The sequence below is a fragment of the Streptomyces lushanensis genome (assembly GCF_001700515.1).
Taxonomy (GTDB): Bacteria; Actinomycetota; Actinomycetes; order Streptomycetales; family Streptomycetaceae; genus Streptomyces; species Streptomyces lushanensis.
Window position 1 is genome coordinate 1 of the sequence record NZ_MAUD01000149.1, and the last position, 14,597, is coordinate 14,597.

The window sequence follows — 14,597 nt, forward strand, 5'->3', positions numbered from 1 at the left end:
TGTCATTCCCGTACCGTCATGACCGTATGACGGTACGGGAATGACACATGCCCTCCCCCGGCGCTACCTTCATGGCGGAACGACGCGGAACGGCGCCGGACGGCGCGGGGCCGGCGGAGCAGGTCGGGGCAGGCGGGGAGGGCCAGTGAAGGCGGACAGCGAGCAGCGGAGCGGACTGCTGTACGGGATCGGCGCCTACGGGATGTGGGGGCTGGTCCCGCTCTTCTGGCCGCTGCTCGAACCGGCCGGAGCGACGGAGATCCTCGCCCACCGGATGGTCTGGTCGCTGGGCGTGGTCGCGATCTGGCTGCTGGCGCTGCGCCGCTGGGCCTGGACGGCCGAGCTGATACGTCAGCCCCGCAAGCTGGGGCTCATCGCCGTGGCCGCCGTCACGATCTCCCTCAACTGGGGTTTCTACATCTGGGCGGTCAACAGCGGCCGGGTCGTGGAGGCGTCCCTGGGCTATTTCATCAATCCGCTCGTGACGATCGCCATGGGTGTTCTGCTGCTCAAGGAACGGCTGCGGCCGGCCCAGTGGACGGCGGTCTTCATCGCCTTCGCCGCCGTGCTGGTCCTGGCCGTGGGATACGGGCAGCCGCCGTGGATCTCGCTGGTGCTGGCCTTCTCGTTCGCGACATACGGTCTGATCAAGAAGAAGATCAATCTCGGGGGTCTGGAGTCGCTGGCGGCGGAGACCGCGGTGCTCTTCCTGCCCGCGCTCGGCTATCTGGTGTGGCTGGGCGCGTCCGGCTCGGCCACCTTCGGCAGCGAGGGCGCGGGCCAGATGGCCCTGCTCGCCGGGACGGGTGTGGTCACCGCCCTGCCGCTGGTCTGCTTCGGCGCGGCGGCGATCCGGGTGCCGCTGTCGACGCTGGGCCTGCTCCAGTATCTGGCCCCGGTCTTCCAGTTCCTGCTGGGCGTCCTGTACTTCCATGAGGCGATGCCCCCGGAGCGGTGGGCGGGCTTCTCCCTGGTCTGGCTGGCGCTGGCGATCCTGACCTGGGACGCGCTGCGCAACGCCCGGCGCACCCGGGCGGAGGCTCTGCGGCTGGTGGCCGCCGCGGCGGCGACACCCGCCCCGGAGCCGGCGCCCTCCCCGGGCCGCCACGAGCCCGCGACCTGACCTGCGCCTACGGCCTCTTCTCCACCCGTTCCGTTACGCGTCCCCTCGCGCAACCACTGTGAGGTACTCCGCGGCCGGGCGACGCGCCGCCGAGGCCGGCCGGCTGGAGGCGCTCGGTGCGACGGTGCTCCACGGGACGAGGGAGCCCTCCGGGCAGTGGACCGTCATGGCCGATCCCGAAGGCAAGGGATTCCGTGTTCACCAGGACACGGCATACGGCCGCTTCCTGGCGGTCACCTCTCGGCGGTCACTTCTTGGCGACGGGCCGCCGCGGCGCGGAGCGGGGCGTGCTGGTGTGGCGCGGCTCGGGAAAACGAGTCAGGGCGATCTGCCGGATGAACTGATAAAGGCACGCGCAGGCCGAGATGGGAGGCAGCGCGGCCACCGCGATACCGGGAAGTGTCTTGGGCGCGGCGCTCACGCACAAGGTCACCGCGACGGAGGAGAAGAGCAGCAGGATCAGCCAGGGGTGCGTGATCCTGCGGCGGTGCAGCGCGGAGCGCAGGATGGAGAACGTCGCCACCAGCCAGGGACCGAAGACCAGCAGCGGCCACCACCGGGCCAGTCCCGGCGGCGCGACGGTGAGCGCCATGTCTTCGAGCGGGTGGTACGACACGCTCGCGCCCAGGGCGCTGATCACCGTGACGGCGGCGGCCGTCAGCGCGGACAGCAGCAGACTGCACACTCTCACCCAGGTGCCCGCCCGCCATCGCGGCTCCTTGGGCTTGCGCCGGTTGCGGGAGCGCGGGCGCGGTACGGCCATCGGAGGCGGCGGGACGGCGGGCGCGCCGTCCGGGGCCGACGCGCGCAGGAGCTGGGCGAGACCCTCCTCCAGACTGACCGTGTCCAGTACCGGATCAAAACCGTGCTCCTGATAGGGGCCGGACTCCGGATAGGCGTCGGGGTGGTTCGGATACCCGCCGGATTCCCTGTGGACACCGGGATCCGGATAGCCGACCGGCTCCTGCGGAAAATCGTTCCCTTCCGACAGGTCCGTTCCGTAGGGCTCTCTGGTCTCGGCGAAGCGAATGTAGTGCGGATCATGGAAATCGGCGTGATCATGCATGGCACACCTGTCCCGGCCCGCTGTCGGAACCGACAGCGGCGGCCCGAGGCGCCGGCATACCGATATGGCCGTGGAATCCGTCCTCGATACGGTCCATGACGCGCATGAACTCGTCCAGCAGATCCGCACACTGGTCCGGTTCCACCAGGTGGGCGCCACGGACCGGCGGTCCCGCGTCACCACCCCGCTCCGCGTTCGCCGGGGATCCGGCCACGCCGGCGGTGGCGCCCAAGCTCCAACCAATGGGCCGAGAATGCGAATTCGGTGACGTCATACGCGGTAAACGAACGAACACCTTCCGACAGTTGCCCGGCAATAGAGTGACCCACCAACAGATGACCATACTGTTGCCGATCACACGCCGGAGCGCGCGGGAATGACCATCGGTCTAATTGCTCACCCGTATCGATATCGCCCTGTGGACGGCCGGTCGCGGTCGCATCCGGTCATACGGCTCACTCGATCCGACAGGAACCGAACACCGCCCCTGACCCGGCGGCGCTCCCGGCGGAGGCGGTTCGATTCCGGCGTAACGCGCCTGTGACGCACTTCACCCGCACGGTGGTCATCGCGTCCGGCACGGTCAAGGCACGGCCACACCTCCGAACGGCTGACCGCAGAATCGATTCATCGACGGCCATTCGTGCGACGGCGGCGTGCGGGCACGCGGCGGCGCGGACATTGCTGGTTCTCTTCCACCCGCCCCACGCACCGACGCCGGACCGGTGCCCCGGCTCGTCGCACCGGTCAGGAGACAAGGCATGCAGTACGAAATGCGCGCGCAGTACGCGGACGGCTCGTCGCCCCACGACCGGTACCCCCGGCTGGAGGTGTGGCACATGACGCGGCTGGACGAGTCGACCGCGCTGTGCGGACGGGATCTGGACGAGGACGCCCTCACGCAGTCGGCGGAGGCGTGGGGCACACCCGCCGGCCGGCCTCTCTGCCACGCCTGCGGCGCTCTCTACATTCACCAGGTCCCCTGAGGGGCACCCGGCCCCGAGGTCGTTCGCCGGTTTCCCGGCCCGCGCGGTCCGCTCAGCGAACACCCATGACCGATTTGTGCTCTTGACGGTAAGTCAAGCTCTCACTCACCATTCAGCACGCACAGCACACGAACAGCTCCAACGCCCCGCGTCGCAGTCGCCGTGGGGCGTCTTGCACGTTCCGTCCTTGTCCCCGTACGGAATCCGGAGCCCCCACATGAAACTCTCCGTTCCCGGAGTGCGCCGAATACCGGCCATACGCACCATTCCCGCGATATCGGCCAGAGTCGCCCTGCCCGTCGGGCTGGCCCTCGCCGGGCTGGTCGCCACCACCGCGCCGAGTGCGACCGCGGCCCCCGTCACCTCGCTCAGACCCGCGCAGTCCGCGTCCGCGGCCGTCCTCGCCGCCCCGGACATCCCGCTCGCCAACGTCAAGGCGCATCTCACCCAGCTCTCGTCGATCGCCGCCGCCAACGGCGGCAACCGCGCCCACGGCCGCGCCGGTTATCTGGCGTCGGTCAACTATGTGAAGGGCAAGCTGGACGCGGCCGGATTCACCACCACCGTCCAGCAGTTCACCTCCAGCGGTGCCACCGGCTACAACCTGATAGCCGACTGGCCCGGCGGTGATCCGAATCAGGTCATCATGTCGGGCTCGCACCTCGACTCCGTCACCGCGGGCGCCGGCATGAACGACAACGGTTCGGGGTCCTCGGCCATTCTGGAGACCGCGCTCGCCGTCTCCCGCGCTCAGCTCCAGCCGGAGAAGCACCTCCGCTTCGCCTGGTGGGGCGCCGAGGAGCTGGGGCTGGTCGGGTCCAAGTACTACGTCAACAACCTGCCGACCGCCGACCGTGCGAAGATCAGCGGCTATCTGAACTTCGACATGATCGGCTCCCCGAACCCCGGATACTTCGTCTACGACGACGATCCGACGATCGAGCAGACCTTCAAGAACTACTACGCGGGCCTCGGTGTCCCGACCGAGATCGAGACCGAGGGCGACGGCCGCTCCGACCACGCCCCGTTCAAGAACGTGGGCATCCCGGTCGGCGGGCTCTTCAGCGGCGCCGACTACATCAAGACCTCGGCCCAGGCGCAGAAGTGGGGCGGCACCTCCGGGCAGGCCTTCGACCGCTGCTACCACTCCTCCTGCGACACGACGGCGAACATCAACGACACCGCGCTCGACCGCAACAGCGACGCCGTGGCCTACGCGGTCTGGACCCTGTCGGCCGCCACCGTCCCGCCGCCCACCGGTACGGTCTTCGAGACCCTCACCGACGTCACCATCCCGGACAACGGCGCGGCCGTCACCTCGTCGCTGAACGTCACGGGCATCGCGGGCAACGCTCCTCCGACGCTGCGGGTGGGCGTGGACATCAAGCACACCTGGCGCGGTGACGTGGTCATCGATCTGGTCGGCCCGAGCGGTACGGCCTACCGGCTGAAGAACTCCAGCAGCAGCGACTCGGCGGACAACGTGATCGCCACCTACACGGTGAACGCCTCGGCCGAGGTCGCCAGTGGGCTCTGGAGACTGCGGGTCCAGGATGTCGCGTCCCAGGACACGGGATACATCGACAGCTGGCGGCTCACCTTCTGACGCCGTCCGGCGCCCTCTGAGCCGCTGACGCAGTCCGGCGCACTCTGACGCACGTCCGCACCACCGCTGTCGGCCTGGGCACCTCTGCCACCGTGCCCAGGCCGACAACGGCCATCCGACAGCGACCTCCCGGCGGCAGCCGCCCGGCGGCGCCGTGTCCGGCTCAGGCCGTGATGTCCTTCGCCGTGAACCGCGCCCAGGCCGCCGAGCCGAACACGGCCGCGTACAGCGCCTGGAGACCGAGGTTCTTGACGATCTCGTCCCAGTGGACCGGCTCACGCAGCAGATCCGCGAACGACAGCCAGTAGTGCGGGAAGAGATACGGCTGTATCGCGTGCAACTGCGGGATCGTGTCCAGGATCTGCACCGTGATCAGCAGCCCCACGGTCGCCGCCATCGCCGCGATCCCGCTGTTGGTCAGGGTGGAGACGAACAGGCCCAGCGCCGCGAGTCCGATCAGCGAGGCGGCCACGATCACGGCGATCAGCAGGGCCCGTATCAGACCGTCCCCGAAGGAGATACGGGTGCCCGAGATGGTGGTGACCTCGCCCAGCGGGAAGAGCAGCGCGCCGACGGCGAGCGCCGAGGCCGCCACGACCAGTGTGGCGACCAGACAGAAGGCCATCGTCGAGGCGTACTTGGCGAGCAGCAGCCGGGTACGGCCGGCCGGCGCGACCAGGAGATAGCGCAGCGTGCCGCCATGGGCCTCGCCCGCGACGGCGTCGCCCGCCACGACCCCGACCGCCATCGGCAGGAAGACGGGCAGAGTGGCGGCGAGCGCGGCGAAGACCAGGAAGAGGCCGTTGTTGGTGATCTGGGTGAGAAAGGCCGGGCCGCCCTCGGGGCCACCGCCCATGCCTCCGCCGTCACCCGTCTGGATCTTCACGGCGATACCGATGAGAACGGGAACGGCCGCCAGCACACCGAGCAGCGCGAGCGTCCGCGAGCGCCGGAACGTCGTGGTCAGCTCGGAGCGGAACAGTCCGAGCGTCCACCACGGCCTGGGCCCGCGCGCCCCGGCCGCGCCGGGCGGTCCGCCCACCACGGCCGGCACCCCGGCCTCCGCACCGACGCCGGTCCCGGCACCCGCCCCGGTCCCGCTCGTGGTCCCAGCCGCCGCCCCTGTTCCGGCACCGGAGCCCGTCCCGCCGTCAGCCCGCGACATCGAAGCCCTCCCCGGTCAGCGCCACAAAGGCGTCCTCCAGCGAGACACGCTCGACACCGAAGGAGCGCACCCGCACCCCGGCCCGTACGAGCGCGGCGTTCACCTCCGCCGGATCCACCGGCTCGCCCTCACCCGTGGGCAGCTCCCCGCTCACCCGGTCGTCCCGCACGGTCAGATCGACCACGCCCAGGCCCTTCAGCACCCGGGCGGCCTCACCCTGGTCGGGTGTGGTGACGGCCAGCCTGCCCCGGGTCCCGGCCGCCAGCTCGGCGACCGTGCCCTGGACGATCAGCCGTCCCCGGGTCATCACGGCGGCATGCGTGCACACCTGCTCGATCTCGTCGAGCAGGTGGGAGGAGAGGAAGACGGTCGTGCCGTCGGCGGCCAGCTCCCGCACCAGGGCCCTGATCTCCCGCATGCCCTGCGGATCGAGCCCGTTCGTGGGCTCGTCGAGCACCAGCAGCCGGCGCGGGCGCAGCAGGGCGGCGGCAAGCCCGAGCCGCTGCTTCATCCCGAGGGAGTACGCCTTGGCCTTCTTGCCCGACGCGGCGGTCAGCCCGACCCGGTCCAGCGCCTCGCCCACCCGGGCACGGCGGGTGCGGGGGTCGGCCGTCGGATCCGCCGAGTCGTACCGTACGAGATTGTCTCGGGCGGTCAGATGACCGTACAGCGCGGGCCCCTCGATCAGCGCGCCCACCTGCGGCAGTACGGCGTGTGCGGCGCGCGGCACAGGGCGGCCGAGGAGCGTGGCCGAGCCCGCCGTCGGCTGGATCAGCCCCACTAGCATCCGGATGGTGGTGGTCTTGCCCGACCCGTTGGGACCGAGGAAGCCGAAGACACTGCCGGCGGGGACGGTCAGATCGAGACGGTCGACCGCGAGCTGTCCGCCGCGGAAGCGCTTGGTGAGCCCGCGTGTCTCGATCACAGGGGGCACATCGGAAGCACCGGACGCACCCGGTCCGCCGGGCGCTGCCTCGGTGACGGCTGTCATCCCGCTCCCCCGTTCTCGTTCTCGTCGGGCACCCTTCCGAGAACGGACCGGCCCCGGTCAGCGTTCCGCCCCGCCGCACATGACGTACGACGGGGCGGTCGGCTACCAGGTCACTTGGCCTCGTTGGCTGCCTTGACCAGCACGTCCTTCGTCACCGCGCCGACATAGACCTTTCCGTCGTCCGTCAGCAGAGCATTGACGAGACGGGTCTTGTAGACGGTGCCGGAACCGAACTTGCCCGTGGCCTTGTCGCCCAGCGCGTCGAGGAACGACTGCGCCTCGGCCGGCAGGTCGCCCGACGTCGCCGACGGCACATCCGCACCGTCCGGAGTCGTCAGCTCGTAGACGGCGTTCCAGCCCTTGCCGATGACCTTCTGGCCGCCGGACTCCGTGAAGGCACCCGTGTCCGCCCGCGGGATCTCCGGCGCCTCGTGGTCCTCGGCCTGTGTGACCTTCGTGCCCTTGGGAGGCGTGAAGTCGAAGGTCGAGGCGGCGGGCCTGGCGAAGTCGACCTTGGTGAAGCCGACGTCGATCACGGCCTTGCCACCGCTGCTCGGCGTGAGCGTGAACTTGAGCGGAGTGCCGGTCTCCGCGTCGACCGCGATCTTGATCGAGCCGACCGTCGAACCGGCCTGCCTGGGCTTGATCAGCAGCTGGTAGGCGTCCCGCCCGGCGATCCGGGACGTGCCGTCGACCGTGACCGAGGTGGTGTCGGCCGAGGCCTTCAGCGCCTCCTCGGCGAAGTCCTGAGGCGTGGCCGGCGCGCCCTTGGCCCCGGCACCCTCCTCGGTCCGCTGGTGCTTGCCCTTCGCGCCCTTCGCACCGTCCTTCGGGGAGGCCGCGTGGTACGCCTCGTTGGTGGCGCTGTCGTACGCCCAGACCTCGTCGCCGTTGTGGATCAGGCTGTACTCGGCAGCGTCGTCCTGGATCGAGACCTTCTGCTTGTCGGGGCCGTCGGTCGCGACCCGCAGCGTGTGCGAGCCCGAGGTCAGCTCCATCAGCTTGGCGTTGGGGTCCGCGGTGGAACCGCCGGCGCTCGGGCCGCCCTGGGGGACGAGCGCGCCGCCCGCCGCGCCGCCGAGGCCGCCCAGCGAGGGAAGCCCCAGATCCGTGGTGATCTTCACCGAGCCCGAGAGCTGCTCGGTGTCCGACGCGGCGATCTTCTCGATGAGCTCCTGCGCGCTGATCTTCGGCAGTTCGGGGTCTCCGGTCGCGGCCAGTGCCGGGACGAGCCCGATGGTCGCCGCAGCCACTCCCGCCACCGCGACAGGGACCGCGTAACGCGTCGCCATGCGGCGGCCCGCACGCGGCTCCCTGCCCTCCTCGGTGGTCTGTGCGCTGTCGTTCGGTGCCATGTGTGCCCTACCTCCGTGGTCGGCGGCCTTCCGTCCTCTGCACGTGTCCACTCCGCGCCGCCATTCTCACCCGAATTGGTCAGGAGTGGTGTTGTCCATCTGACCAAATCGGCCCGGGGTAAGCGTCAGTCCCCGGGTGCAACTTGCCGTACTGCTCTGGGATGACATTCGGACGAGATGCCTCCCCTGCCCAGTAGGGGACGCCCCGGCAGCGGCGGTCACGGCCACCACATGAGTGATGACGGGCCGTCAGCCCATCCGGGGGACGGCCGTGAAGAAGGCCGGCCCGCGCGCGGCGGACCTGCGGCGGAGGCCGTCAGCCCGCGCGGTGGACCACCGCGTCGCAGAGCTCCACCAGCGCCGACTTCGCGTAGCACTCCGGCAGCGGCGTCAGCGTGGAGCGCGCCTCCTCCGCGTACCGCACGGTGTCGCGGCGCGCCTGCTCCAGCGCCGGATGGACCCGCAGCCGGCGCAGCGCCTCCGCGTGCCGCTCGTCGTCCGCCAGATCGCCGTCCAGCAGCTCGACCAGCGCCAGATCGTCCGGGAGTCCCTGGGCCTCGGCCCGCGCGCGCAGCAGCAGCACCGGCAGCGTCGGGATGCCCTCGCGCAGATCCGTACCGGGGGTCTTGCCCGACTCGTGCGAGTCACTGGCGATGTCGAGGACGTCGTCGGCGAGCTGGAAGGCGACGCCGAGCCGCTCCCCGTACTGCGTCAGGATGTCGACAACGGTCTCGTCCGCGCCGGACATCATCGCGCCGAACCGGCCGGAGACGGCGATCAGTGAGCCCGTCTTGCCGCCGATGACATCGAGATAGTGGTCGACCGGATCGCGTCCGTCACGCGGTCCCGCCGTCTCCAGGATCTGGCCCGTCACCAGCCGTTCGAACGCCTCCGCCTGGATACGGACCGCCTCGGGTCCCAGATCCGCCAGGATGTGCGAGGCGCGCGCGAAGAGGAAGTCGCCCGTCAGGACGGCAACCGAGTTGCCCCAGCGGGCATTGGCGCTGTCCACCCCGCGGCGGACCTCCGCCTCGTCCATCACGTCGTCGTGGTAGAGCGTCGCGAGATGGGTCAGCTCGACGACCACGGCCGCGGGCACGATCCCGGGCGCGTACGGATCGCCGAACTGGGCCGCGAGCATCACCAGCAGCGGCCTGAACCGTTTGCCGCCGGCCCGGACCAGATGCTGAGCGGCCTCCGTGATGAAGGGCACCTCGCTCTTGGTGGCTTCGAGCAGCCCCGCCTCGACAGCCGCCAGTCCGGTCTGGACATCGGCCTCAAGAGCCTGGTCCCGCACGCTCAGCCCGAACGGCCCGACGACGGTCACGAGAGGTACTCCTGTCTGCTGACGATCACACGGATTGTCGATGTGTCGCTGTCATCACTCAAGTCAGCGTATCCGGTCGCCTTTCGATCACCATGGGCGCCTTCCCGGCACCGCCGGTATGTTCGGGATCAGTCATACGACCGGGAGCAGTCGTTTTGTCCGGAACGGTGACCGACACCCGGGCGAACTCGGGGCAGCCGCCATCTGGCGACGAGCGCCCGCCCCCGCCCCGGATGGACGCCGGAACGGCGCCGGGCGGCCGGCGGGCCGGGGCTACCGCCGGTACGGCCGCCGGGCCGTCCGGCACACCCTGCACTTTTGGTTCGAATCGGGCTTTTCGTCACTGCCATGGCGGGGCAACGTCGACGTAACGTGTCCTGCATCGATCCGGAAAGCGAGGCGGCACCCATGCCCGAGCAGAGCCCGCTCGTACCGGCCGAGGGCGATCCCTTCGGCCCGCACAACCTGCCGTACGGAGTCTTCTCCACGGCCGACGAGCCCGACCGCCGTCGGCTGGGCGTCCGTATCGGCGATCAGGTGCTCGACGCGGGGGCCGCGGCGAACGCCCTGGGCTCCCCGTACGCGGCGCTGCTCGACCGGCCGAGCCTCAACCCGCTGATGGCCGCCGGACGCACGGCCTGGCGCGATGTACGCCGGGCCCTGACCGCGTGGGTCACCGTCCCCGCGCACCGGGCGGACATAGAGCCTCTGCTCCACCCGCTCACCGCCGTCACCCTGCATCTGCCGTACGAGGTCGCGGACTACGTGGACTTCTACGCGAGCGAGCACCACGCCACCAACGTGGGCCGCATCTTCCGGCCCGACGGCGCCGCGCTGACGCCCAACTGGAAGCATCTGCCGATCGGTTACCACGGCCGGGCCGGCACGATCGTGGTCTCCGGCACGGACGTGGTGCGCCCGTCGGGCCAGCGCAAGGCGCCCGCCGACCCGGCACCCGTCTTCGGGCCCTCCGGCAAGCTCGACATCGAGGCCGAGGTCGGCTTTGTCGTCGGTACGCCCTCGGCGCGGGGCACGGCGGTGGAGTCGGCCTCCTTCCGCGACCATGTCTTCGGGCTCTGCCTCCTCAACGACTGGTCGGCGCGTGACATCCAGGCGTGGGAGTACGTACCGCTCGGCCCGTTCCTCGGGAAGTCCTTCGCCACCTCCGTCTCGGCCTGGGTCACTCCGCTGGAGGCCCTGGACGCGGCCCGGGTGGCGCCTCCGGCCCGTACGGACGCGCTGCTCCCGTATCTGGACGACGCGGACGACGAGGAGCCGGGCGGCTTCGATCTGCGGATCACGGTCTCCCTCAACGGCCAGGTGATCTCCGAGCCGCCGTTCTCGTCGATGTACTGGACGGCGGCCCAGCAGCTGGCCCATATGACGGTCAACGGCGCCTCGCTGCGTACGGGCGACCTCTTCGCGTCCGGCACGGTCAGCGGCCCGGCCCGCGAGGAGCGCGGTTCCCTCCTCGAACTCACCTGGAACGGCACCGAGCCGCTCGAACTGCCCGACGGCAAGCGGACGTTCCTGGAGGACGGCGACGAGGTCACCCTGACGGCCTGGGCGCCGGGCCCCGACGGCACCCGGGTCGGACTCGGCGAGGTGACGGGCCGGATCGTCTCCGGCTGAGGCACACACAGGGCCCGGCACCTTGCGACGAGGTGCCGGGCCCTGCTGTCCGTACGGAGGCACAGACGGCCGTACGGGGATGTCCTGGGCCGAGGGGCCGTGGCCGCCGGGAGGGCTCAGCGAACGAAGCCCCCGGCCTGGCTCGCCAGATCCAGGAAGTACTGCGGAGCCACGCCCAGCACCAGGGTGACCACCACACCGATACCGATCGCCATCGTCGTCAGCGCCGAGGGCACCGCGACCGTCGGGCCCTCGGGCCTCGGCTCGCTGAAGAACATCAGCACGATCACCCGGATGTAGAAGAACGCCGCGATCGCCGAAGCGATCACACCGACCACCACCAGCGCGCCCGCGCCACCGTCGGCCGCCGCCTTGAAGACCGCGAACTTCCCGGAGAAGCCCGAGGTCAGCGGGATACCGGCGAAGGCGAGCAGAAAGACCGCGAAGACCGCCGCCACCAGCGGTGAACGCCGCCCGAGCCCGGCCCACTTGGACAGATGCGTCGCCTCGCCGCCCGCGTCCCGTACGAGCGTGACGACCGCGAACGCGCCGATCGTGACGAAGGAGTACGCCCCCAGGTAGAAGAGGACGGACGAGATGCCCTCGGGCGTCGCGGCGATCACACCGGCCAGGATGAAGCCCGCGTGCGCGATCGAGGAGTACGCCAGCAGCCGCTTTATGTCGGTCTGCGTGATCGCGACGATCGCACCGCCCAGCATGGTGACGATGACAACGGCCCACATGACCGGCCGCCAGTCCCAGCGCAGCCCCGGCAGGACGACGTACAGCAGCCGCAGCAGCGCGCCGAAGGCCGCCACCTTGGTCGCCGCGGCCATGAAGCCGGTGACGGGTGTGGGCGCGCCCTGGTAGACGTCCGGCGTCCACATGTGGAACGGCACCGCGCCGACCTTGAAGAGCAGTCCCATCAGGATCAGCGCGCCGCCGATCAGCAGCAGCGCGTCATTGCCCATGGTGTCCGCGAGCGTCGGGCTGACGTTCTGGACGGTGCCGTCGACGACCTCCGCGATCCGCGCGTACGACACGGAGCCCGCGTACCCGTAGAGCAGTGCGATCCCGAAGAGCAGGAACGCCGACGAGAAGGCGCCCAGCAGGAAGTACTTGACCGCGGCCTCCTGCGACATCAGCCGCTTGCGGCGGGCGAGGGCGCACAGAAGATAGAGCGGCAGCGAGAAGACCTCCAGCGCGATGAAGAGCGTCAGCAGATCGTTGGCCGCCGGGAAGACCAGCATGCCCGCGACCGCGAACAGGGCCAGCGGGAACACCTCGGTGGTGGTGAACCCGGCCCTGACCGCGTCCTTCTCACCCTCGCTGCCGGGCACGGCCGCGGCCTGCGCGGCGAAGGAGTCGATCCGGTTGCCGTGGGACTCCGGGTCGAGCCGGCGCTCGGCGAAGGTGAACACGGCGACGACCGAGGCCAGCAGGATCGTGCCCTGGAGGAAGAGCGTCGGGCCGTCGATGGCGATGGCGCCCATGGCCGCGATGTGCTTCTTCGACGTGCCGTACCCGCCGGCCGCCAGGGCGACCACCGCCGCGAAGGCGGCGGCCAGGGCGACGACGGAGAGGAAGAGCTGCGCGTGATAGCGCGCCTTGCGCGGAAGGAACGCCTCGATCAGGATCCCGAGGACGGCGGCGCCCGCCACGATCAGGGTCGGCGCCAGCTGCGCGTATTCGATGTTCGGGGCCGGGATCTTGTCGATCCCGCCGGCCGCCGTCGTTGTCCACAGGCTGTGGACGGCTGTCGCACTCACGGGGCGGCCTCCACCTCGGGCTTGGGGTCGGTCTGCTGTACGTCGGACAACGTATGCTCCACCGCCGGATTGACGATCTCGGTGAGCGGCTTCGGATACACGCCCAGGAAGAGGAGCAGCGCGATCAGCGGAGCGACGACCACCAGCTCCCGGACACTCAGATCGGGCATGGCCCTGACCTCGGCCTTCACCGGTCCGGTCATCGTGCGCTGGTAGAGCACGAGGACATAGAGCGCGGCGAGCACGATGCCGATGGTGGCGATGATGCCGACCACCGGATATCTGCTGAAGGTGCCGACCAGGACCAGGAACTCACTGACGAACGGCGAGAGCCCCGGCAGCGAGAGCGTGGCCAGACCGCCGATCAGGAAGGTGCCCGCGAGAACCGGCGCGACCTTCTGCACACCGCCGTAGTCCGCGATGAGCCGCGAGCCGCGCCGGGTGATCAGGAAGCCGGCCACCAGCATCAGCGCGGCCGTCGAGATCCCGTGGTTGACCATGTAGAGCGTGGCGCCCGACTGGCCCTGGCTGGTCATCGCGAAGATGCCCATGATGATGAAGCCGAAGTGCGAGATCGACGCGTACGCGATCAGCCGCTTCATGTCGCGCTGGCCGACGGCGAGCAGTGCTCCGTAGACGATGCTGATCAGCGCCAGCACCAGGATCGCCGGTGTGGCCCACTTGGACGCCTCGGGGAAGAGCTGGAGGCAGAAGCGCAGCATCGCGAAGGTGCCGACCTTGTCGACCACCGCGGTGATCAGTACGGCGACGGGCGCGGTGGACTCACCCATGGCGTTGGGCAGCCAGGTGTGCAGCGGCCACAGCGGCGCCTTCACCGCGAACGCGAAGAAGAAGCCGAGGAAGAGCCAGCGCTCGGTGCCGGTCGCGATCGACAGCGAGCCGTTGGCCCGTGCCTCGGCGATCTCGGAGAGCGAGAAGGTCCCCGCGACCGTATAGAGCCCGATGACGGCGGCCAGCATGATCAGGCCGCCGACCAGGTTGTAGAGGAGGAACTTGACCGCCGCGTACGAGCGCTGCGTCGCCGCCGCCTCGTCCCCGCCCGCGTGGGCGCGGTCCCCGAAGCCGCCGATGAGGAAGTACATCGGGATGAGCATGGCTTCGAAGAGGATGTAGAAGAGGAAGACGTCGGTGGCCTCGAAGGAGAGGATCACCATCGCCTCGACCATCAGGATCAGCGCGAAGAAGCCCTGGGTCGGCCGCCAGCGGCGGTTCGGCCGGGTGTCCTCCAGCGGGTCGGCGTCGTGCCAGCCGGCCAGGATCACGAACGGGATCAGCAGCGCGGTCAGCGCGAGGAGCGCCACCCCGATACCGTCCACGCCCAGTTCGTACCGCACGCCGAAGTCGGAGATCCAGGCGTGCGACTCGGTGATCTGATACCGGGCACCGCCCGGTTCGAAGCGGACCACGACCAGGGCGGCCAGCACCAGGGTGGCGAGCGAGAAGACCAGCGCCAGCCACTTGGCGGCGGTGCGCCGGGCGGCCGGGACGGCCGCCGTGGCGATCGCGCCGAGCGCGGGCAGCGCCGCCGTGGCTGTCAGAAGGGGGAACGACATTTC

General features: G+C 70.2%; 12 protein-coding genes and 1 pseudogene. 5 read left to right on the plus strand and 8 right to left on the minus strand.

The features are described 5' to 3' along the window. Window positions 1-145 precede the first annotated feature (145 nt). Together rarD and BFF77_RS36840 are read left to right on the plus strand one after the other, a co-directional pair. The gene (gene rarD, locus BFF77_RS13820; protein ID WP_066948531.1) at window positions 146-1,123 is read left to right on the plus strand and encodes an EamA family transporter RarD; all 978 of its coding nucleotides are present in this window, start codon (window positions 146-148) and stop codon (window positions 1,121-1,123) included. 58 nt (window positions 1,124-1,181) lie between these two features. Next, window positions 1,182-1,310, plus strand: a pseudogene (locus BFF77_RS36840) (VOC family protein); the annotation flags it as partial. A 60-nt stretch (window positions 1,311-1,370) separates the two neighbouring features. On the opposite strand, the gene BFF77_RS13825 reads toward BFF77_RS36840, so the two are convergent. Together BFF77_RS13825 and BFF77_RS13830 are read right to left on the minus strand one after the other, a co-directional pair. Then, window positions 1,371-2,189, minus strand: a complete 819-nt coding sequence (locus BFF77_RS13825; protein WP_079125128.1) for a DUF2637 domain-containing protein — start codon at window positions 2,187-2,189, stop codon at window positions 1,371-1,373. Next, window positions 2,182-2,421 carry a hypothetical protein gene (locus BFF77_RS13830; RefSeq protein WP_066948535.1) on the minus strand — a complete coding sequence of 80 codons (240 nt, stop codon included), beginning with the start codon at window positions 2,419-2,421 and terminating at the stop codon, window positions 2,182-2,184. The genes BFF77_RS13825 and BFF77_RS13830 overlap by 8 nt, the downstream gene beginning before the upstream one ends. Window positions 2,422-2,950: 529 nt before the next feature. On the opposite strand from BFF77_RS13830, the gene BFF77_RS13835 reads away from it, so the two are divergent. Then, window positions 2,951-3,175 (plus strand): hypothetical protein, encoded by a 225-nt coding sequence (locus tag BFF77_RS13835; protein ID WP_066948538.1) that lies wholly within the window; start codon window positions 2,951-2,953, stop codon window positions 3,173-3,175. A 217-nt stretch (window positions 3,176-3,392) separates the two neighbouring features. Continuing rightward, window positions 3,393-4,781 (plus strand): M28 family metallopeptidase, encoded by a 1,389-nt coding sequence (locus BFF77_RS13840; RefSeq protein WP_079125129.1) that lies wholly within the window; start codon window positions 3,393-3,395, stop codon window positions 4,779-4,781. Window positions 4,782-4,944: 163 nt separating this feature from the next. Here BFF77_RS13840 and BFF77_RS13845 read toward each other — a convergent pair whose 3' ends face one another. From BFF77_RS13845 to BFF77_RS13860, 4 genes are all read right to left on the minus strand, one after another. Further along, on the minus strand, window positions 4,945-5,946 hold the full coding sequence (locus BFF77_RS13845; RefSeq protein WP_079125130.1) for an ABC transporter permease: 1,002 nt from the start codon (window positions 5,944-5,946) through the stop codon (window positions 4,945-4,947). After that, the gene (locus BFF77_RS13850) at window positions 5,933-6,937 is read right to left on the minus strand and encodes an ABC transporter ATP-binding protein (RefSeq protein ID WP_066948541.1); all 1,005 of its coding nucleotides are present in this window, start codon (window positions 6,935-6,937) and stop codon (window positions 5,933-5,935) included. Before BFF77_RS13850 ends, BFF77_RS13845 begins: the two co-directional genes overlap by 14 nt. 110 nt (window positions 6,938-7,047) lie before the next feature. Continuing rightward, window positions 7,048-8,292, minus strand: a complete 1,245-nt coding sequence (locus BFF77_RS13855) for a LolA family protein (protein ID WP_066948544.1) — start codon at window positions 8,290-8,292, stop codon at window positions 7,048-7,050. A gap of 316 nt (window positions 8,293-8,608) precedes the next feature. Next, window positions 8,609-9,619, minus strand: a complete 1,011-nt coding sequence (locus BFF77_RS13860) for a polyprenyl synthetase family protein (RefSeq protein WP_066948548.1) — start codon at window positions 9,617-9,619, stop codon at window positions 8,609-8,611. Between the two features lie 408 nt (window positions 9,620-10,027). On the opposite strand from BFF77_RS13860, the gene fahA reads away from it, so the two are divergent. Continuing rightward, entirely contained in the window at window positions 10,028-11,251 is a 1,224-nt protein-coding gene (gene fahA, locus BFF77_RS13865) for a fumarylacetoacetase (RefSeq protein ID WP_066948551.1), read from the plus strand. Between the two features lie 116 nt (window positions 11,252-11,367). Here fahA and nuoN read toward each other — a convergent pair whose 3' ends face one another. Then, window positions 11,368-13,020: an NADH-quinone oxidoreductase subunit NuoN gene (gene nuoN / locus BFF77_RS13870; RefSeq protein WP_066948553.1), complete on the minus strand. Its 1,653-nt coding sequence runs from the start codon at window positions 13,018-13,020 to the stop codon at window positions 11,368-11,370. Further along, window positions 13,017-14,594 (minus strand): NADH-quinone oxidoreductase subunit M, encoded by a 1,578-nt coding sequence (locus BFF77_RS13875; protein WP_066948556.1) that lies wholly within the window; start codon window positions 14,592-14,594, stop codon window positions 13,017-13,019. The genes nuoN and BFF77_RS13875 overlap by 4 nt, the downstream gene beginning before the upstream one ends. Window positions 14,595-14,597 lie beyond the last annotated feature (3 nt).

Coding starts and splice junctions, on each gene's coding strand:
- BFF77_RS13840 (WP_079125129.1), top strand. CDS start 3,393: ATGAAACTCTCCGTTCCCGGAGTGCGCCGAATACCGGCCATACGCACC.
- BFF77_RS13875 (WP_066948556.1), bottom strand. CDS start 14,594: ATGTCGTTCCCCCTTCTGACAGCCACGGCGGCGCTGCCCGCGCTCGGC.
- fahA (WP_066948551.1), top strand. CDS start 10,028: ATGCCCGAGCAGAGCCCGCTCGTACCGGCCGAGGGCGATCCCTTCGGC.
- BFF77_RS13855 (WP_066948544.1), bottom strand. CDS start 8,292: ATGGCACCGAACGACAGCGCACAGACCACCGAGGAGGGCAGGGAGCCG.
- BFF77_RS13845 (WP_079125130.1), bottom strand. CDS start 5,946: ATGTCGCGGGCTGACGGCGGGACGGGCTCCGGTGCCGGAACAGGGGCG.
- BFF77_RS13850 (WP_066948541.1), bottom strand. CDS start 6,937: ATGACAGCCGTCACCGAGGCAGCGCCCGGCGGACCGGGTGCGTCCGGT.
- BFF77_RS13825 (WP_079125128.1), bottom strand. CDS start 2,189: ATGCATGATCACGCCGATTTCCATGATCCGCACTACATTCGCTTCGCC.
- BFF77_RS13835 (WP_066948538.1), top strand. CDS start 2,951: ATGCAGTACGAAATGCGCGCGCAGTACGCGGACGGCTCGTCGCCCCAC.